The organism is Shewanella sp. TC10 (assembly GCF_009663145.1).
Taxonomy (GTDB): Bacteria; Pseudomonadota; Gammaproteobacteria; order Enterobacterales; family Shewanellaceae; genus Shewanella.
The window spans coordinates 40,807-61,967 of the sequence record NZ_VKHR01000024.1; the positions used below are offsets into that span (position 1 = coordinate 40,807).

Consider the following 21,161-nt stretch of genomic DNA (forward strand, 5'->3'; position numbering starts at 1 on the left):
CATAATATTGGAGAGCCTCAATGAACCTATCAGCAATTCGCGCTTTTGTGCTGACAGCACAGTTTGGAAGTATTTCTCAAGCAGCCAAACGTATGAAGAAAAACCGCGTTCAAGTGAGTCAGTGGATTGCTGGATTAGAAGATGACTGGAATAACAAAGTATTCGATAGAACGAAGTCTAGCGTTACGCTAACAATTGCTGGTGAACATTTACTTCGTTCATGCGAAAGTTTATTGCAGGCTCAAAATGAACTTGATACTGTCGCGATGTCACTCGTTGAAGAGAAAACTCAGCTGACTTTAGGGATCAGCTACTCACTTCCTGCTCAATTAGTAAGTTCGCTAACGAATATCTGTTTAGAGCACCTACCGAATACGAATGTTCGCATAGTACAAATGAGGGATGAGTCGTTATTGAGTTTGATTCATGATAAACAACTAGATATTGCTGTGCTAAATTATATGCACGCACATTCTGTACCGGACGACTTACAGCATATAGGCGAATACATGTCGATATCAATATGTGCGCCAACTCACCCGCTATCGGCTTTAGACAAAGTAAAAAGCAAAGATTTATTAAAATATTATTTTATTTCTATGCCGCTTGAGAAGGCTATCACGCCTTGGGAACTGCCCAAAATAGTAAAACGTATAGAAGCTGGCAACCTAGAAACAATCAAACAATTAGTTGTTTCTGGTTCTGGCTTTGCTGCGTTACCTAAGTGGTATATAGAAAAGGAACTGACAACTGGCCATTTGGTAGAGATTAAACACCCAGATGCAAAAATTGTTGATAAATTAGGTCTACTTCCGTTTGCCAACACTGCAGATACTCGGATTAATGAGGCATTACGTAAAGAACTTCGAAGCTGGATTAAACAAATAGTATGAATAACAAGTTGTATCATTAGCTCATGAACTGTAAATAAAAATTGCCATTCAGTTAAGCGACATCCTATATCCCTGATTATTCTGTCGTGGCTAATTTAGTAATTAACTTTGCCTTTCTGACAAACAAAAATAAGCAATACTCTCTACATAAGCCCCATCGAATAAAAAGGCGACTATTGGGTCGCCTTTTGCTGTTGTTTAAACCTCAACTGGGTTAATTGAGATTTAAGTGCAACTTATCCTAACTTAACGCGTGCATTACGGAACATACGCATCCATGGGCTGTCTTCTGCCCACTCGTCTGGGTGCCATGAGTTAGCAACGGTTCTGAATACACGCTCTGGATGCGGCATTATGATTGTTTCTCGTTCTAAGATTGTTACTATGGCTCCGGTTCCATGCTTACCCAAAACAGTATCAATTTCCCAGCCACCAAAACGTTCACTGTTATCAACAACCTCAGGTCTTTCATCTATAGAAACTGCATTCTTGATAACGGGCTCGCGTTCTTTTTTACCTCGTCTATACCTTTTATGGCCCTGAAGTAAGTGACGGTATAGCTTGCCACCTTGCCTCTTATCGAGCGCAACAAAACGATAAATCCATTCATGACTGACATTGGCACCGACATGGGTTAACACGTTCGATATTTGCTCAGGACTTCAGTCATTGGTGAGCAAAACCTCAATAAAATCGATACGGCGTTGTGGTATTCGATATTTGGCTGCACACCGTCTTTTCATCACTGCTAACTGGTGCGCTAACACAGATGAATATAGCGAATTATTACAACCACGCTTTAATTCACGATAAACGGTTGAACGATGACATTTAACAGTATTGGCAATGTCTGATATAGAAATACCTCGATCGAAAAGGGCTGAAATCAGATATCTTCTTCTCTCAGTCAACTGCTGATAACTCATAGTGATACTCTTTCTTCTTTGGCGAGATAAAGCCTACCACTTTCAGCAGTAGGCTTCTTCTATACCTCAATTAAGAGTGTCGCAGTTATTATCTGAATTCTGGGATGTTAGTAAGTAAATATGCTTACATAATCTATTTCATCTTTTCCTAGTAACACCAAAGTTCGGCCATAATATCTAACTCCTGCAATAATTCACTTGTATATCGTTATTCAACATTTATTTATGCAAATGTTGAATAATTAATGATGGCTATAGCCCTACTAATATAAGGAAGTTAAAAGGATTATTCATAAAGTGTACTTTTCAAGCTGCAATATGGTAATCAGAAAATATAAAAGACTGTCATAAGTCCTATTTAAAAGTCATTTTCCTACAATTATAATTATTCTCAGAGTGTTAGCTAATTTGTTGAACTTATCTATTACATGTTCAATTAATTGCTTATGTACTTACCAGTCATAGCAATTTAAATAAGAAACATTGGATAGGTATTCGACAATTTAATGGAGCTTCATCATCTTCACTTTAATAAATCTGATACTCTGTTTACTACTTAGATTCATCACCCCAAAGTGTAAAACTTAGATCGTTATAATTATTAACGTTCCCTGCAAGAGGCCAACTTTGGCCTCTTTTTTTATATTATTTGTCAGTTTAAATTGAATAAACAATGTTTTACTTATCAAAGTAACAAGGGGATTCCCCTCTTTGGTCGCAACATTTCATATGACACACACTGAGCATAGAATGACATTATATTTAATGCGCCTTTCTACCTAAATAAACTCTGCTTTTTGCATTAAAAATATCTTTACCCTAATTAGTATGATAATTAATTCCCCCGTTCCATTGAACCCAATCTATTTTCACCGTTTCATTCACACATCGACATTTACCTGAGGATGTCAATACAATTCAAGAAAGCAATTTAGTAAAGTACTAATTCTTCGATTTAAAAAAAACTCTATGATGCAGCTAACAATTTCATACTTACTGTTATAACTCCCAGAGAATTTACTTATTTTTGTCGTTAGTCTTTGTGTTAATCAAGATGCGATATGCATGTTGATGGTTAGCGAAAATATCGCACATACCTATAACTATATGATGACCAATGGCAGATGATATGAAAAATTTAACTTTTATGAGTGTGGTGCTCATTTTGATATCGAGTTTTAGCGCTAGCGTGCAAGCTGAGCCACTCGATACCTTAATGAAGAAGTTTGAGGAAGGAACTTATTCTAAAAAAGGCGCGGATGGATGCTTAATGTGTCACAAACGTTCTGAAAAAGTCATGGCGCTTTTTGATGGTGTACACGGGCAAGCAAACAGTTCTAGTAGCCCAATGGGCGGACTTCAGTGCGAAGCTTGTCATGGCCCTCAAGGCAAACACCGAGGTAAAAATGAACCCATGATTGGTTTCGGTGAAGACGCTATTTTAACTGCGCAGATGCAAAATACTGTATGTACCGCTTGTCACAATGATACGTCCCGAAGTGCATGGCATACCTCTATGCATGCTGATCAAGACGTAAGCTGCGTGAGTTGTCATGAAATCCATGTGGCCAAAGACCCTGTCATGGTCAAGAAGAACCAACCTAAAGTCTGCGCTGAGTGTCACACCAAAGTGAACGCTGATATTCATAAGCGTAGCAGCCACCCAATTGATAATGGCTCTATGGTTTGCTCTGACTGTCATAATCCTCACGGTACTATGACTGAAAGCGAGTTAAAAGGTTATAACGTCAATCAAACTTGTTTTGAATGTCACGCAGAAAAACGTGGGCCATTCCTGTGGGAACATGCGCCTGTGATGGAAAATTGTGCCAATTGTCACGATGCTCACGGTAGCGTTAACAATGACTTACTTAAATCTCGTGTACCTATGTTGTGTAAACAATGTCATGCCGGCGATATCCATGCATCTACGGTTCCAGGAGACAACCAAAGTATACAAACAGCGGGTCAAGGTTGTTTAAATTGTCATAGTCAAATTCATGGCTCTAACCACACTTCTGGAAAAGCGCTTCAGTTTTAAGGGAACATCTTATGAAATTTAAATTAAGTGTAATTACTTTAGCTCTCGCTGGTTTTAGTAGTGGAGCAATGGCTTTTGATTTTGGTGTTACTGCAGCGGCTCAAGGTGCTACCCAAATCACTGAAAAATGGAAATGCAAAAGCTGTGTTTCTGAATCCTCAAAAGTCGGTAGCGCGGGTGTTGAAATGGGTTCAATGGACTCTGATGATAATCATGCTGCTAATACATTGAAGTATCAAGATGGCTTTGCTGCAGGTGTGAATGCTGACTTAGCATACTATGATAATGGTCATCGTACAGAGGTTATTGCTGATGACCTAGGTAGCGAACAAGGCAGCATTAGTGTTAGCACTGGTAAATTAGGTGTATGGGGTGTAAAAGCCAGCTTTGATGAAAAAAGCCACTATGATGCAGATAATGCACAAAGTGTCTGGACTAGTAACGATGGGCAATTTGTAGAAAATGAAGATCTCGTCACCCAAGAATTATCATTAAAACGCGATCGTTATCAACTTGAAGCCGATTATACCCTTGATCGATACGCAGGTTATGTAAATTACAGCATCGAAGATAAAACGGGTAAAAAAGCCACAAGTATGAGTAATGGTGGTATTAACGCTATTAACTTAGCAGCACCTGTAGATACACGTACGCAAAATTTATCCGCAGGGATTAATTTAAACGGAGATAACTGGTTTTCAGAAATTAATTATCGAGGAAGTGTTTTTGAGAACAATATCCACGCATTATCACTAGAAAACAGTGAGTATCCAAACGCATCACAAGCTGCAGATAACCAAGCTCATTTCGTTAGTATTCTCGGCAATTACCGTTTTGATAAAAGCTATCTAACTGGTCGCTTGGTTGGCGGTAACATGAAACAAGATAGTAACGTCATAACTCTAGCTGGCACTCCAACCCCAGAACATAGTAATGACGTTGAGGTGGAGACTTTAGATGCTAACTTTAAAGCCTCGAGCTTGGTGGCTAAAGGACTGCGTATCAATGCGTCATTGGATTACTCTGACAGAGATAATTCAACTGAGGTCAATGAATATGAGCAGTACCAGTACAACACAGTCACAGGTGAAATGGTTGAAAATAGTGTCTATGACATTACCCGTACTGTGTATAAAGTCAGCGCTAGTTATAATCTAGCTAGAGGTCAACGTGTTGAAGCTGGTTTTGATCGAATTGATACTGAACGTTCAGCTCAAGATCGTGAAAAAACCGACGACAATGTGGTTTGGGCACAATGGCGTGCAAACAGCTTTGATAAATGGGATTTACGTCTCAAGGGTAGTTACTCAGACAAGGGCGGCTCATCATTCTTATACGATGATGCCGTTGCTAATAATGAAACTGAGTTAATGCTTAAGTACCACCTAGCTGATAAAAAAAGTTCCAAAGCTGAAGTGTTTGTCACACATACACCACTGGATAACTTAGCTATAAGTTTAAATGGATATTACTCTATTGATGATTACACCAATACTGATATTGGTTTAGTTGAATCTGAAAATATGGGATATGACATTAGCGTTAACTGGCAAATCACTGATACCTTTAATTTAAGCGGTGACGGTGGCTATCAGTGGATTGATAACCAACAAGCTAGTGCTAAAAATGATTACAGCAACTATTGGCAAAGCAATACCAATGAAGAGTTTGGTTTTATTGGTGTAGGGTTTGATTTCACTGGATTGGCTGATTATGGCGTGATTATTGGTGGACACTACAGCTATGCGTTGTCATTCAGTGATACTGATGTAGATAGTCAAGATGTATTTGGTCTGTTCGAGTCAACGAGTCACAATGCTTCAGTGTTTGTTGATTACGCATTATCAACATCCATGACTGTAGGGCTACGTTATGAAATTGAACGATATGAAGATAACGATGACACCTATCTACCAGTCAATAATTATCCAGGTACCGCACCTACTGGTTTGAAAACATTAGGCGAGCTTAACCATGATTACACTGCACACCTTGTAATGGCAAACTTTAGGTATCAATTCTAAAGCTCAGAATAGCGTCTGATATGACTAAGATTAAACGGACCTAAAACTGAATTTGAAAGCGGCTATCATTTGCCTTTTACGGTAACGATAGTCGCTTTTTTGTTGGTAAATAAAAGTACACGGCGACAATACCCACAAACTTTTGGACTAAAATTAGTTGCAGGTATGTCTCCTTAAATCACATTAAAACTGAACATATTGAGATAAAGCGATAGCCCTACGATTATCAGCAAGGTATGCTAACTAATAATTGTAACGGCTTCATCGCTCAACCACTTCCCGTCCTATACTATTGTTTAAATTGACTTTTTGCATCTTTAACTTTGATTGATGACCAAAATGGTAAACATACCAGTATAAGCCATTTCCAGCGCCAAAGTGGCTTTTATCTACACAAACCTAAAGCCAATCCCCCGAACAGTTTTAATATATTTTTCAGCAGGAAGCTTAGTTTCAAGTTTTCTACGTAAGTTTTTAATATGAAAATCAGCACTGCGATCATAGCCTTGATACCCATAACCAATTGCTTGTTCTACTAACATTGCTCTAGAAAACGCAACGTTAGGACTATTCATAAACAGCTTAAGTAAATCAAATTCTGTAGGAGTCAAATGAAGTTCTGAGTTTTCAATAACGACTCTATGTGAAATAAGATCAAGTGTTATTGCACCGTAGACAATATTATTAGTTGGTTTTGTTGAGGTACTGGGCATTGTACGCTTAAGTAAAGCTTTTACTCGATACACCATCTCTTTAAGATTAAAGGGTTTACAGAGATAATCGTCAGCGCCTAACTCGAATCCTATAATACGGTCAGATTCACTATTTTTGGATGTGACAAACATAATAGGTAAATTATTAGATTTCCTGATTTCACCACATAGGCTTAAACCATCAATCCCAGGCATCATTACATCAAGTAATAATAGGTCAGGAATATTACTTTCCATCGCTAACAACAAATTTTTTCCATTACTAAAATGGCGAGTTTGAAAGCCTTCTAGTGTTAAGTACTCTTGCATTACACTGGCTAGTCTTGCATCATCTTCGACAATCCAAATGTGAGTTTCATTTATCATAACTCTACGCTCTAATTTATATTATATATTTAGCCCTGCTCACTTTAAGCAGCTGTTGAGGTAGTAAATGGCAAAGTGATCATAATTTTTAAGCCTCCTTTACTCCCTTGAGTTGCAGTAATTTGCCCCTGATGTGACTCTATAATAGCTTTACAAATAGCTAGTCCTAATCCACTACCACCAGTATTACGACTTCGTGAATTCTCAACCCTGTATAAGTAATCAAAGATAAAAGGAAGATCTGAAACAGGAACGCCAGGCCCTGTGTCTTCCACTTCCACTACAATAGTACTGTTTGATTGCAAGAACCTCACACTAATATTGGTTGAGGAATGACTATATGAAATACAGTTATTTAGCAAATTAATGAAAACTTGTACCAACTTATTTGAATCAAGGTTAAGCGTTTGTTCTTCAGTTAATTGGTTGTGTTGAGTTACTACTAATTTTGCTTGTTGTAGTCGTGAGCTACAAGAGGCTAGTGCAATATCAAATGACTCAAGGATGCATTTACTGCTTTGTATTTTAAGGTTTACCCAACGCTCTGGGGCAACAACAATTTGTAAATCATTGATTAACTTGTGTAACTGATCAACGTCCCCCAACACTACATCAAGTCGTTTAATATCTATTTTTCTGACACCATCATGCATAGCTTGAATATCAGCTCTTATATTAGCTAACGGAGAGTTTAATTCATGAGAAAGTGCACTTACCCACCTTTTTTGCCCATATTCATAAACCTTAAGTTGATGAGCTACCTCATTGTAATTCTGTAATAAACAGTTGAGTTCATCATTGTTTTTTACTGGGGCTTCGAAATCAAAATCTCTAGCCTTAATTTTTTTTGCAGCAACTCGTAATTGTTTTACTGGACGTAAAATATAAGCAGTAATGATTATCGACAAGCTAACAGAAACTAAAATTAATATAGTGAACATTGGAAGAGAATATATTAACCACCATGTTTTAAAAAAGCTTAATGTGAGCTTTTTAGGTAAGTTAAGGAATCCAATCGTTTTACCGTTACTCTGAATAGGCTCTTTTACCATTTGAATATTATGATTACATGGGCCAGAAATGCACTGTTGACTTGAAGAGCTCAATGTTGAAAGGTTTATATATCGTCTTGAAATAAAAAGCAGCACCTGCTCTTTGTTTTGTCCTAGGTCAGAAATGCTATTTATAATAACTGTTTCCATAGGGTGAGCATATTCAAAGCTTGCGCTTTCAAAGCTATTTTTCTTCATCCTAAGGAATGTGTCATTAGATTTTAAACTTTCAAAACTTCCATGTTGTTCATAATAATTTATGAGTACAGTTATCAAATCTCTTTTTGCATGCTCCTCAAAAATATCAATATTGGCATGCATCCTATTCGATACGTAATAAAGAGTCATAAAGGTGACTAAAACAATAATGAGTAAAGTATGACCAACAAAAGCAATGAGAAGCTTTGAATACAAGCTCGAAAAGTTTATCTTCATATTACTATTTAATAATATTAAATTTTTAATGAACAATTTGTAACACAACTCAAAAATCTTTCTTGTGACTTAGTTATCAGTACTCTCAAAATCATATGACCATTTATTAATAAAACAATGATGCATATCTAACTTGCTCTCTTAATACACCACTAACGCTCACACAAACCTCATAATTGCCAATTAATATTATTCCATAAAATATGAATGTAAAAATATACATTATATTTTCCATACAAAACATATGAGTATTAAGATCAAGGAGTCTCAAATGACTGATATAGAGGCAATCAATAACGAGTTACATTCTCAATTGAAAGATTTTAACTATTGCAAGATTTCTTATCGTGTTTATCCGAGTGAAGCATTGCGTGGATATAAACACAGCCAGTCTAAAGCATACCATCAGTTGGAAAAGTACCCTCTGTTTTCAATGACTCCAGCCCATTCACGATTTATGGAAAAATATATAAAATTACAACAGAAAAAAGACATAAAAATAGAACCTTTCATGTTCACAGGCGAATGGCCTGATGGATTTGTACCCCCTACTGCAGTAGAGAATGACAGCTATGGATTGGCCAAAAATGCCTTGTTTTCTGAATATGAAATAAACAGTGAGTATTCATTATATGTGCAACTTCCAGGGGATAAATTTGTTGGCCACTTTATTTTCCATTCAAAACTTAACAATATTGATTTGAATACATTGCTATCTCAAAAGTTTGTTAAAAAAAACCTGGAACTAACTCATTTCTATTTATCAAGAACATACCCTTCAATAATCAACCCTTATGTTAATGATGGAAAAATAAAAAAACGGACTCTAAGCGTGTTGGAGCAAGTAGCAAGAGGAGCTAATAGACATGAAACAGCTAACACACTTTTTATGTCATCTAGAGGCGTTGACTACCACCTAGAGAAAATTAGAGAAAACTTCAAAGCAAAAAATAACTCTGATTTAATTCGGTTAGTCAAAGAAGGATGCATCATCTAAAAATATTTATAAATCATAAAAAATTATCAAATTAAATATATACATTTTCTATATAACAGTTTTAATCCAATACAAAAATTTTACAAAAAGGAATAAATCATATTTTCATAAGCATATTATTAGAATGTACTTTTTAATTAATAAAAATAATAAAAACTTATCACAAATAAAATGAGAAAAATTGAGATGATAATGAATAAGAAATCGTTGTATTTATCAATAATAATTGCCTTAGGCTTAACAGGCTGTGGTTCAGACAATAATGGTGCTGAATCAACGATACCGGAAATACCAGAAACATCTGAACCTAAACATGAAAGCCTTACAGTTAATATAGAGCCTAATGAAACCTTAGAAGATGATATTACAGTCTACCTAGGACGATGGTACGCATGCAATGGCACAGAGGCATCGGCATTTTGTGATAGTGATGGTAGAAATGTAATTGTTTCTGATGAAAGTAAATATGTCATGACTATTCCATCAGAAGACTTAATTGAAGAATTTGGCGGTAAGTCAGCCTATAGTGCAATTCTTCAAGATGGTCACTTTTCAGTACTTGACTTAATGGAGTATGTCAGCCGTAAACGTGATGATTTTAATTTAAATGTAGGTGACTTTGATCCCGCGATTGGAACCTATCGCTTTACAGTAGATTTTGATGCCAACGGCGACGGTATTATAGATGTCAATGATCCTGAAGAATATCAAAACCCCAATTGGTATTCTCGATTCATGTACAACTCAGGCGAATTCCAACGTGAAGTAGTCGATCCTGCAATTGAAGCAACCTATACACCTACCGACCTAATGGTGGTTCGCTCAGGCTCATTATTCCGTCTACAACCTTACTCAGAAGATATGACTCATCGCCGCGAAGAAGTTCAAGCGATGATGGTTGATAGAGTCTCGTCAAATAATGATAAGGTCGTTATCGAAAAGATAACGATAAATGTCAATGGTGAAGCGACCATATATGAAAACGTAGAAGTTAATTCATACGGAATGCGTTCTGATCTATTTAAAGAAGGCGTGATAACCTACTTGGATATCTTACTAAGCCTCAATGATAGCCTAGAGCATGACGCAAAAGTGGATCTAAGTTATTGGCCACAATTATCTACTGGCGCAAATGTTGGCTCATTTTCGATAGTAGGGCTTAATGATGTCCGCTCTGCTGGCTGGTCTGGATGGGTTATCTTTGCAGATCAAGCCGACACAGGTAAAGATTTTTTCAACCCTCGTGGAGCAGTCGTCACCGCAGAAACAGTTCAGGCAAATCGAAGCTATTGTCCTTGGATGGGAAGTGATATAACGTTGGATCAAGCCCAACTTTGTTTAGATGACTGGAAAACCATTGCTGATGGGCACATCATGCCTGATGTATGGGTAATGAATGCCCCCCCTAAAAGTATCACTCTCAATTACATGGAAGCGATGTGGAGTCAGTGGCAAACAACCGAGCTATTTAGAGCTGGTGATGGACTTGGTAAAGAATACGACATAACTAAAGCTGTAGCACCATTAACACAAGAGCACTTTGGCTGGGGCATAGCTGATTGTAGCCTTTGTCACAGTGTCGATAACGTCCACTTAAATGGCGACTCACCAAGTTTACCTGGTACAGCTGAACCTTATTACTGCGCTCAATGTCATAGCAGTAACGGGGCACCGATTGGACATGGAGAAACATCTCGCTGTCATTGGTGCCACTCTGAGGATAAGTTAATGACAAATCATGGAGGAGCGTCTGCAAGAGGTTTAGCAAATAACCTAACCTGCAATGATAGTTTATTAAATAATGTTCACCCTGATTATGCTGGTGAAAGCGAGCTAATTGGACCTTGCGCTAACAAAGCGAACCTCACAACATCACCAATTCATGACAAAGCATTTAACAAAAGAACTGCCTATTCTGATATTGCTTACCCAGAAGATTTGATGGCAGTAGGAAACAGTGACTGGCACTCAGATGAGCAGTTTCCTGACCCATATTCTTGTGTTACGTGCCACCCAAATCAGTAATATTCAAAAGTAAAAAGCGACACTGTCTAAGCTTATCGATATCACTATCGGTAAGCTTTTTTACGTGTGAAGTATGCATTATTTTTTACAGTATTTATCTGTATGCGGAGCATCCTTTGTTTGAAGTAGAGGTAATTTCAAGTTACTTCGATCTTTCTTTCTAGTAGAAAGTTTTATACCCAATTAACCCTTTAAGTCACAACTGCATAAACAGGCAACAAAATCCATAATGACTAAAGCACTCCTATGACATATAACAAAATTCAAACTCTCAAGATATTGGTTACAGAGTGTTTTTCCATTATTGGATTAATTTAGCCTCTGTACATTCAGGCTGTACTTGATTGCTTGATAGTGAGTGCGCAACAAAGTGACTTTCTGTTAACTAGAATGACCATTCATCTCAATCCGCATTAGTTACTTTAGTGACATTCGTCATAACTTAGTAGTAAACCGAGTTTTACTATGAAACCTAACATCAATTTTTTAGATGCTGAAAACATACACTAATACAGCTGAAAAACAGCACAGACTAAGTGCTGTCAGCACGTGACAAGTGATTTAAACAAAGTCTCTAATAATTCGAAACGAGCTGTTGATTACTTGTTCACTGTTTTCTTGTTTGTAACTTTTAAGGATCTGATGATGAGCAAGCTTAGATACCCGCTTTTGCTGTCCGCGATAATGTTAGCCGCCTGTGGCTCTGATGACAGCAGCAGTGTTCCAGACGACAGTACGCCTGTTGAGGAAAATACCCCTGTTGAAGATAATACACCTGCTGTAGATCTTCCTGATAATTTTGATCTTCAAGTTCAACTCAACGATCCATTAGAGGGTGATGTCCACTTCTATATCGGTCGTTGGTACCCTTGTAGTGATACGCATCCGGAGTTTTGTACGGCTGATGACAATTTAGATTACGATGAAGATCTAAACAATGTATTCACTCCTGATTCGACTAAGTACGAGATGACCATTAAGGCTTCTGATCTCAAACGCGAGATGGGCCAATCTATCAACCCTCAAGTGGCTGATGGACAGTTCACCATCTTAGATTTAATGCTCTATGTCAGTAAAATTCGTGATGATTTTCATATCGATTATCAGTTTGACGAGTCCATAGCCACTTATCGATTTGTAACCAGCTTTGATAACGACGGTAACGGAACCTTTGATGAAAATGATGGTGAAGAAAACTTCGAAAACGCAAACTGGTACCCACGCTTTACTTACACTGGTGGTAACTTTAAGCGTGAAATTGGCCCGCCAACTCTAGAAGCTATGTACGAACGCCCTGAAGAGTTTATGCTTCGTCCGAATGCTGAAGTACGCTACGAACCATTCACCCCTGTAATGACCGAACGCCGCGATTATGTACAAGCTCTTGAGGTTCAGCGCCTTAAAGACAATGACGGTAAAGTCGTTTTAGGCGAAATCCAAGTGGATTTTGGTGATGGCAATGTTATTACCATCGCAGAAAATATCACCGTAGATAATTACAATCTAAGACCTGATCTATTCGTCGATGGTGTTTACACTATTGCCGATGCATTAATGACTGCACATAATGATGAGTCCCTAAATGTTGATATCGGCTTTACAGTTTGGCCTACCCTGTCAACAGGCTCTAACGTCGGCGCATATGCTATAACCAGTGTTCAGGGTGATCGAGCAGAAGGCTTTAATGGTTGGTTGATGTATTCCGGTGAAAATGAAACCGCGTCTGATTTCTTCGCTGATGGCATAATGGGGGGCATGACTCCAACTGTAGCGACCATATTGGGCAATCGCGCTAAATACTGCCCTTGGATTGAAGATATGACTGAGCAGCAAGCCCAATGGTGTATTGATGACTTTAACAATATATTCGGCGGTAACATGCTCCATCATATGTCCGACTCTTGGGTAATAAACTACCCTCATGAGGTTGTTAAGCTCAAAAAGTCTTCACAAAACGGTTTATGGATGGTGCCAGCCTACCATTATGCCGATGGTCAATATGAATGGTACGACATCAATAAAGCAGTAGCGCCAATGGATGACAGTCATTTTGGCTGGGGAATTGCTGACTGTAGCCAATGTCACAGTATTGATAATGTTCACTTAGACGGTGATTCACCATTACTTCCATCCACAGCAGAACCATACTACTGTGCTCAGTGTCATGGTAGCAATGGCGCACCAACTGGCCATGGTGAAGAATCACGCTGTCATTGGTGTCACTCTGAAGACAAACAGATGATCAACCATGGCGGTGCTTCTTTGAAACTGCAAGTACAGGACATTGAATGTCATGAGAGCATAGTCGATGAATCAGGTAATGCTGTGAAAGGACCATGTGCTAACACATTGGCTGAGACCAAAGGCCGTCCAGTGCATGATAAAGGCAATAATATTGGAGCTTACTACGAAGCAGATATGCTGAGTTCTGGAAGCAGTGATTACCACATGGACTCACAATTCCCTGATCCATACTCTTGTATAACTTGTCACCCAAACACGCAGATGGATGTAAACACCAGCGCTAACTAACGCTATCTAATCTGAGTAGCAAAAAGCGCCAGCCAGATTAACTGGTTGGCGCTTTTTAATGGGCTGAAGTTTAGGAAAGGACTTTGAACTTGTAGGCGCTGCTGACTAATTGAGCATTAGTTTTGGCATTAAATAAATATTTAAGTTTATTTAAATGGTAATCGACCCCTCGCTCGGTTAAAAACAATCGTTCAGCAATGTCGATACGATTGAAACCTTCAGCGACTAACTCCAATACCGAACGTCCTTTGGAGGAAATCAATCCCAATCCAATAATGGGGTTAATCTCAGGAGCAGCAGTACTAGATACTGCCACCTTATGAAAATGTTGTATTTTTTGCTCTATTTGAGGTTTTATTTCAGCTAGGCGATTACTGAGTTCCTCTTTTGATTCACTACTCATTAACAGAAAACAACCTTTGAATGCAGGCTGATCTTCATAATCACAACGACAAACTAAGCGGGTGCTAACACCGTACTTGTCCAATACCGAACGACATATTTTGCTGCTCTTGTCATCCCCTTCGTAACTAAAAATCTTAAACGGGCTATTAGATAGTCCGTTTTGTATATTGGGATCATGATGAATCGCTAATTGCTCGTAATCTCTCCGTAGCTGCTTCATTCGTTTGTTCGAGAAAAGGAAATTATTCATTTTATGCTGCTTTTTATAAGTCACAGGCTTTGCCAGCAAAGACTCACTGTACTTAACTTTGTCACTAAAAAAGAGTAAATAAGTTGCCCCAATAAAACCAAACTCGGTAGCAATCTCTTCCAAGCAACTTTCTAACCACAAAACACGCTGATTTTTGGCTTTATCAGGCTCATCATTTATTATTCTCAAATTAGCATTACTCATATAACTTATCCTTTTTATTAAGCCAATTATTGCGAATACTAACGATAGCCTCTGATGGTTTCAGTGACTTCAACCTGCCACCTGAAAACAGTGTGACATGTCATAGCTAATTGTGTGATTTGATTATCATTTCAGTATAAAAAATGTTACTTAATTGCATATCCCCACCCAAATCATACTCAAAATATCGGCAGCTGAATGTGCATCAAACAAGCAAAATGTTTTATGAAGTTAAAGGAAAGAGTTAGAACGGCAATATAATAGCGCAGTAGATAACCCTAATGACTCAGGTCTATTACTAATATATGTAACTTGAAAACTATTGGTATATTTTAAGATTCTCGACCAAGCTTGGCTTAGCCATAAATGCTCGAGTTTATTGCTCTATCGAGCTTTACTAGGTTTGTTAGCTGTTATTCTTCCCCCCCAAGAACTCTTGTTAGCTAGCTTTACGCAGGTAAAGATAGCTAACAAGGTTGTATAAAATCTAAGCTAGTCCCAGCGAAAACGCCAACACGTAATCAATAATAATGTGACAGTCATTGCCGCCAAAGCTAACAAATCTGGCATGATCTCACCGATAGCTGCACCATCCAGTAATATCGCACGATTAGCACGGTTCATTTGAGTCAGAGGTAAAAACTCAGCCAATTGTTTCACCCATGGTAATGCACCTTCTAGGCTGAACCACACACCAGAAAGAAACATCATTGGCCACGATAGTAAGTTCAGAATCCCATTACTGTACTCTTCAGATCGAGTGCGACTAGCCACCAGCAAACCAATACTAATCATTGCCATACCACCGAGCGCAGTCGACAGTAACAATAACCAAATTGAGCCTTCTATTTCGATTGAAAATAGTAAACAAATCAATATGAATACTACTGCTGAGCTAACCAGTAACGAACATAAGCGGCTAATCAATTGCGCGCCTATAAACTGCCACGGCTTTACAGGGGTAACATGTAATCGCCTAAGCACACCGGTACGACGATAACGCACCACGCCATAACCAATACCAAATAAAGCCGAAAACATCATATTCATGCCTATGACTCCCGGCATAATCCACTCAACATACCGCAATGGCTCACCTGTAATATCTTGAGATTGCCAGTTTTGACTATCAGCTAAGAGCAATTGCTCAGCAAAATAACTGCTACGTGATTCTGGATTAATTAAATAGTGGTCTTGCTCTATGAGTAAATCTAGTTGATGGCGAGAAATTTTTAATTGAGCTAATTGAGGATCTTGGTACTCGATAAAATCAATATGATCGAGTTCAAGTAACGAAGCTGGTACTTCACTTCCTTGCATGTAACCTATTCGGAACATAGGGCTTTGATGCTGAGTAAACACCATTGCAATTGCCATAATAAGTATAATTGGAAAAATCGTCGACCAACCCAATGCTGAGCGGTCACGAATAAATTCTAAGTTACGGGCACAAATTAATGCCCAAAGGCTTCTCATGAGATCAAACTACTCCCAGTCAGCTTTAAAAATAAATCATCTAAGTTAGGGCTTCGTACTTGAAGGTTCGAAAACTGACTTGTAGATAGCGCACTCAGTAATTTACAGCTATCATCGGTCTCAATCTGATAGCGTTCTCCATCCTGTACGTATGAAAAATCTGCTAAAACAGTTTCATCAATTGCTGAAACACCATCTAAACAAACCAGTTGCTTTGAAAACTGTTGCTGCAGCATCGCTTTAGGTGACTCAACTGCGACTAATTTTCCCTTATTCATGATTGCGACTTGATCACACAACCGCTCGGCTTCTTCCATATAGTGGCTAGTCAACAACATGGTTTTACCTCGTTGCTTTAATCGTTCAAGCAGTTGCCAAAAAGCCAAACGGCAAGCAGGATCTAAACCGGTGGTTGGCTCATCAAGGAAAATGAGACAAGGGTCATTCACCAAGCTTAATGCAAGAAGCAAGCGCTGACGCTGTCCGCCGGACAAGTGCACGTGATAGCGTTCAGCCACCTCTTGTAATTGACAAAGTTCAATGAGTTCATCAATGGAAACACTTTGCTTGTAAAAGCTTGCAAACAATCGCAGACAATCCTTTACACGCAAATAATCAGGTAGTGCTGTAGATTGGAAAAGAATTCCCAATTGCTGATGATAATCGCTGTCAATTTCACGTCCTTCAAACAAGATTTTACCCGCTGTAGGGGCCCTCACCCCTTCTAGGGCTTCCATAGTCGTCGTTTTGCCAGCACCATTAGGGCCCAATAATCCTAAACACTGCCCCTTCTCAACTTTTAAGTCGACACCTTTAACCGCCTTGGTGGAACCATAATGGCAAACTAAGCCTTGCGCTTCTAATAGTGGGGACACGGCAGTCTCCTTTACAAAATTTTTCCTATATTTTGCATGGGTTAACAAAGTCAAACAGTGTGATAATTACTAGTAACTTAGGCGATTTTATAGAACTGTTATTGGCTTCAAACTTTGATGACTAATGTCTGCTGGGTCATATTTGTGGTCGCAACGCATTCCCATAACACAAACTCCACCACGCTTTGCATGCTGTTAAGCCCAAATGTGATACCAAGCTCATTGCTGTTACCCAGTATAAATCCCTACCGATTGACACAGGGAATTACCGTCCCGAGTAACTTAAAGTTTTATCGTCTCCGCGACTCAATAAGCGGGCATAAAATAACAAGAAAAGGAAAGATGATGAAGTTTAAAAAAACACTTTTATGTTTCTCTATGGTGGCGCTTCTATCAGCATGTGGGAGTGACAGTGATCCCGTCCCTCCAACAGACCCAGAAGAACCTGTCGTTCCAAAACCAGACTATATTGATGTCAATGTGACACCTGAGCTAGAAAGGTTCGGTATCGTAAAAATACAACTTGGTAAACAACAAGATAATATTACTGAGTGGGTGGTTGCTAACGGAGCGGATGAGAATGACTATTCTTACAACATTAAAGCTGCTCAGGATGCAGGTATTGTCAACGAACCATGGCCAGAAGACCATGTCGTAGAGGTTGATTTAGAGAAACTACACAACACACTAATCACTAACCCTGATGGACTTGGTGAAGGCAGTTACCGCAACGATATTTTTGTCGCTGAGCGTTACTCAGTATTTGATATTCTACGCTACCTGGCTATTACCCTTGAAGATTTAACTCTTACCGTAACAGAGGACTACCAAACCTCTGGTCTTGGTACTCCAACGTTTACGATTTCATGGGATGAAGACGGCGACGGTAACCTCGACGAAGTTGACAACCCAAATTGGCACTTCCGCTTATTTGCACAAGGTGACGAATTCACACGTGCAGTAAGTAATACTCAGGGGTTCCATGCAGGCGGAGAGCTAAACTATTTAAGAATGGATGAAGTACTAGCTCAGCCTAATATGACATATAACTTTCAACCATTTAGCGAATACATGACTGCTCGTAGACACTGGGTTCAAAAGCGTCAGGTAGAGCGTCAGAAAGAACGCGGTATGGTATTACAACAATTTGAAGCCAACCCGCCAATTGGCGACGATGTTAAGCTGTACGATATTCCAGTAAAACCATTGAACCACCGTCCAGACATTTTCCAGCCGGGTGTTATCACAGGCATGGATATCTATGTAGCGGCAGGTAAAGCTGCTCAAGAAAGAGGTTTAGGCGATTTTTCATATACTTTCTGGAACGTACTTCAATCTGGTGCAGATGTTGGTCACTACGCATTAACTCAATTCCTAGGCATTCGAAACAAAGGCTTACAAGGTTGGTTAACCTACTACATCGAAGGTGAAAACTACAAAGATGCGCCAAATACCAACCGTGATGTATTTAAGTACCCAGATTGTAACTGGAATGCACAAGGCGAAAATGTTGCAGCTGACAGCCCAGATAAAATCTCTAAAGAGATTTGCCGCGCCGAATGGGCGGGTACATTTGGTGGCACCTTAATCCACTTAATGTCTGACGTATATGTTCACAACTATCTACCAGAAAACACTGTTACTCGATACGGAAACCAGTATGCAAGCTGGAACCCAGATGTCATTAGTCGCCCGTATGACAGTGATTACCAGGTTGATGATTTATTGGTGCACGACTTTAGTGAAGCTAAAGACGGTAGTGACGTAAAAACCATACGTATCCACAAATTACCCACTGAAAATAGCAAAAACAATGCTAAAATCCTAACGGAAACCCACTTTGGTTGGGGTATTGCAGACTGTACACTTTGTCACAACGAAGAAAAGGACCCTAAGGGTCATGGCGGTGCAAACTGGCCCACGGCATACACAGACGGCTTCGACAATACTCAACCGGCATTTTGTGCTAGCTGTCACGGTGCTAACGGTGGCAAAGCAGGCCACGGCGAGCTTGATACCTGTTTCTGGTGTCATGACCGTGACCTAGCTAACAAAAAGCATGGTGAGGCCTCAACGCTTGTCCAAGTTACTGGCGATGACATTAGAGCCAACGATGAAGATCGCTATGGTAATGTAGCACCATACCCAGGGTACCCAAGTGATAGTTTAGGTAACTACAAGCCTTATACGAGCGTGACGACTTCAGGCACAAACCACTACCGTATCGGTAAGGTTTTCCCAGATCCATACTCATGTTTAAGCTGTCACCCTAATGAGGACTAAGCATGCTCTAAGGGGAAACGCCGCTTCCCTCTAACAAAGATAAAATAAGCAAATAGGGTGAAGAATATCTTCACCCTATTTAAGAATATATTACTAAAGATAGCTACTAACGTAGTTCAACTTAAGGGCGCACAACTTGGAAAGCTTAAAATTTAACCCCAGCGATGCCTCTACAATAAAAGCCATGATTAACCAATATGGCTTTGACAGCATGTGCTACGTCATCCGTCCTCATGATTTAAATAACCCTTTATCCATGATAAAGAAGCTATCTAAGCCATTTAATCAATATGTTAAAAATGAAAAATACGCTCTGTGCTTAGATGAGCGCAGTAAATTAATCCGCCAACACTATTATTCATTTCTTGCCACCAAATCTATTGATGAAATGATAAAACTCAGTCCCTACTCAAGCTTTTGGACTGGGCATTCAAACGTAGAGTCAATGCAAAAAATTGTTGCTCAATTTAAAAACGCCAATAATTTTAACTGCTCGCTGCATGTCCGATTGCCACTGGATGAAGTGCCAGAGTGGAGCGGCACGTTTATTTTGTTTTCAGACCAGGAGGCACAATCAACGCTAGCCTCAATGAAAGACAATTACAAGCAGCTTGAAACGCAGCTAATGTTACTTAATTACCAGCTGCTCAACCAGTATTACTACCAACTAACACCGCTAATAAACTATGCCTGTATTTCTGAGAAATCGAGTGAGATCTTGTCACTACTGTCTGAAGATGTATGTATAGACGACATATCAAATACCTTACACATTAGTGCACGAGGCGTTGGCTATCATATTGATAGGTTAAAAGACTTATTCGAAGTAAAAACTCGGGCGGCATTAATTAAGCAGGGAATTAAGTACGGCATAGTAAAACCATAGCAAACCCATAGCAAACCCACCTTTGCTAACATGCTTATTCTGCCAGCTAAAATCAACGGGGACACTGTGAAAAGCACTAGAAAATGATAGCGATTAAGGGTTCTGCTAGTGGGGTCTAACTTTCATTATGAATGACTGTAGCCATTATCAATGAATGGTAAAATTATGCTTACAACACCATAATAACCTCACATTAGGGACACTTATTTATGCGACCGCATGCATCATTTATTCGCTGGCTGTCATTGCTATGGCTAGCAACGTGTTTTTCACTTGCCGCAGCTCAGCCTGCTCGTATAGTGTCACTGGCGCCAAGTTGGAGCCACACGACCTCCGCCATCGGTGCAGAAGATCTACTCGTCGGCGTTACCCGTTACGCACGTTTTCCGGATTCCATTCCTGCAGCAGTTGAACGCGGTGAATTAACCGTTGTTGGCGGTTTTACTGACTTTGATATCGACAAGATTAAGTCATTAAACCCAAGCGTAGTGCTAACAGCAACCGGCTTACAACTTGGCGTTAAAAAACAGCTTGAAGAGCAAGGGCTAACCGTTATTCACATGCAAGAAAGCAGCCTTACTGAGGTCTACCAACAAATACACGCCCTCGGTAACGCAGTAGGCAAACAGCAAGGCGCAACCGACTTAGTCGCACAAATAAAAACTGAACTACAACAGGTCGTCGATAAGTATGCACACTTGCCAAAAGTCAGTGTTTACTACGAGATAAACTASCGGATGACTTGTGGCTGGGGGTGAAAGGCCAATCAAACTCGGAG

General features: G+C 39.3%; 15 protein-coding genes and 1 pseudogene. 9 read left to right on the forward strand and 7 right to left on the reverse strand.

The genetic code is table 11. From position 1 onward, the window contains the following. Positions 1–20: 20 nt before the first annotated feature. Complete coding sequence (locus FNZ24_RS10235; protein ID WP_153914390.1) at positions 21–893, forward strand: LysR family transcriptional regulator; 873 nt, start codon at positions 21–23, stop codon at positions 891–893. A 236-nt stretch (positions 894–1,129) separates the two neighbouring features. Here FNZ24_RS10235 and FNZ24_RS21470 read toward each other — a convergent pair whose 3' ends face one another. Both FNZ24_RS21470 and FNZ24_RS10240 read right to left on the reverse strand, forming a co-directional pair. Continuing rightward, a complete protein-coding gene (locus FNZ24_RS21470) occupies positions 1,130–1,279 on the reverse strand; it encodes a phosphoribosylformylglycinamidine synthase subunit PurQ (protein WP_267463730.1) in 150 nt (49 codons plus the stop codon). Beyond that, positions 1,253–1,819, reverse strand: a pseudogene (locus tag FNZ24_RS10240) (IS30 family transposase); the annotation flags it as partial. The gene FNZ24_RS21470 and the pseudogene FNZ24_RS10240, both read right to left, overlap by 27 nt. 1,129 nt (positions 1,820–2,948) lie before the next feature. Here FNZ24_RS10240 and FNZ24_RS10245 point away from each other — a divergent pair. Together FNZ24_RS10245 and FNZ24_RS10250 are read left to right on the forward strand one after the other, a co-directional pair. Further along, a complete protein-coding gene (locus FNZ24_RS10245) occupies positions 2,949–3,860 on the forward strand; it encodes a DmsE family decaheme c-type cytochrome (protein ID WP_153914391.1) in 912 nt (303 codons plus the stop codon). A gap of 11 nt (positions 3,861–3,871) precedes the next feature. Continuing rightward, entirely contained in the window at positions 3,872–5,884 is a 2,013-nt protein-coding gene (locus FNZ24_RS10250; RefSeq protein ID WP_153914392.1) for an MtrB/PioB family decaheme-associated outer membrane protein, read from the forward strand. 389 nt (positions 5,885–6,273) lie between these two features. On the opposite strand, the gene FNZ24_RS10255 is transcribed toward FNZ24_RS10250, so the two are convergent. Beyond that, complete coding sequence (locus FNZ24_RS10255; protein ID WP_153914393.1) at positions 6,274–6,963, reverse strand: response regulator transcription factor; 690 nt, start codon at positions 6,961–6,963, stop codon at positions 6,274–6,276. A 44-nt stretch (positions 6,964–7,007) separates the two neighbouring features. Beyond that, positions 7,008–8,450, reverse strand: coding sequence for an ATP-binding protein (locus tag FNZ24_RS10260; protein WP_153914394.1), 1,443 nt, complete (start codon positions 8,448–8,450; stop codon positions 7,008–7,010). Positions 8,451–8,721: 271 nt separating this feature from the next. Between FNZ24_RS10260 and FNZ24_RS10265 the strand changes: the two genes are divergently transcribed. From FNZ24_RS10265 to FNZ24_RS10275, 3 genes are all read left to right on the forward strand, one after another. Continuing rightward, positions 8,722–9,447, forward strand: coding sequence for a helix-turn-helix transcriptional regulator (locus FNZ24_RS10265; RefSeq protein WP_194945035.1), 726 nt, complete (start codon positions 8,722–8,724; stop codon positions 9,445–9,447). Positions 9,448–9,639: 192 nt separating this feature from the next. Then, positions 9,640–11,472, forward strand: coding sequence for a hypothetical protein (locus FNZ24_RS10270; RefSeq protein ID WP_153914396.1), 1,833 nt, complete (start codon positions 9,640–9,642; stop codon positions 11,470–11,472). A 645-nt stretch (positions 11,473–12,117) separates the two neighbouring features. Further along, positions 12,118–14,004, forward strand: a complete 1,887-nt coding sequence (locus FNZ24_RS10275; protein WP_194945038.1) for a hypothetical protein — start codon at positions 12,118–12,120, stop codon at positions 14,002–14,004. 70 nt (positions 14,005–14,074) lie between these two features. On the opposite strand, the gene FNZ24_RS10280 is transcribed toward FNZ24_RS10275, so the two are convergent. From FNZ24_RS10280 to FNZ24_RS10290, 3 genes are all read right to left on the reverse strand, one after another. Continuing rightward, on the reverse strand, positions 14,075–14,863 hold the full coding sequence (locus FNZ24_RS10280) for a LuxR C-terminal-related transcriptional regulator (protein WP_153914398.1): 789 nt from the start codon (positions 14,861–14,863) through the stop codon (positions 14,075–14,077). Positions 14,864–15,355: 492 nt separating this feature from the next. Continuing rightward, positions 15,356–16,339, reverse strand: coding sequence for an ABC transporter permease (locus FNZ24_RS10285; protein WP_153914399.1), 984 nt, complete (start codon positions 16,337–16,339; stop codon positions 15,356–15,358). Next, on the reverse strand, positions 16,336–17,214 hold the full coding sequence (locus FNZ24_RS10290; RefSeq protein WP_153914400.1) for an ABC transporter ATP-binding protein: 879 nt from the start codon (positions 17,212–17,214) through the stop codon (positions 16,336–16,338). Before FNZ24_RS10290 ends, FNZ24_RS10285 begins: the two co-directional genes overlap by 4 nt. Before the next feature lie 345 nt (positions 17,215–17,559). Between FNZ24_RS10290 and FNZ24_RS10295 the strand changes: the two genes are divergently transcribed. The 3 genes from FNZ24_RS10295 (at position 17,560) to FNZ24_RS10305 (ending at position 21,141) form a co-directional block, all read left to right on the forward strand. After that, complete coding sequence (locus tag FNZ24_RS10295; RefSeq protein ID WP_153914401.1) at positions 17,560–19,497, forward strand: hypothetical protein; 1,938 nt, start codon at positions 17,560–17,562, stop codon at positions 19,495–19,497. 136 nt (positions 19,498–19,633) lie between these two features. Beyond that, on the forward strand, positions 19,634–20,383 hold the full coding sequence (locus FNZ24_RS10300) for a hypothetical protein (protein ID WP_153914402.1): 750 nt from the start codon (positions 19,634–19,636) through the stop codon (positions 20,381–20,383). Between the two features lie 209 nt (positions 20,384–20,592). After that, complete coding sequence (locus FNZ24_RS10305) at positions 20,593–21,141, forward strand: ABC transporter substrate-binding protein (RefSeq protein ID WP_194945036.1); 549 nt, start codon at positions 20,593–20,595, stop codon at positions 21,139–21,141. The last annotated feature ends 20 nt before the right edge of the window (positions 21,142–21,161 follow it).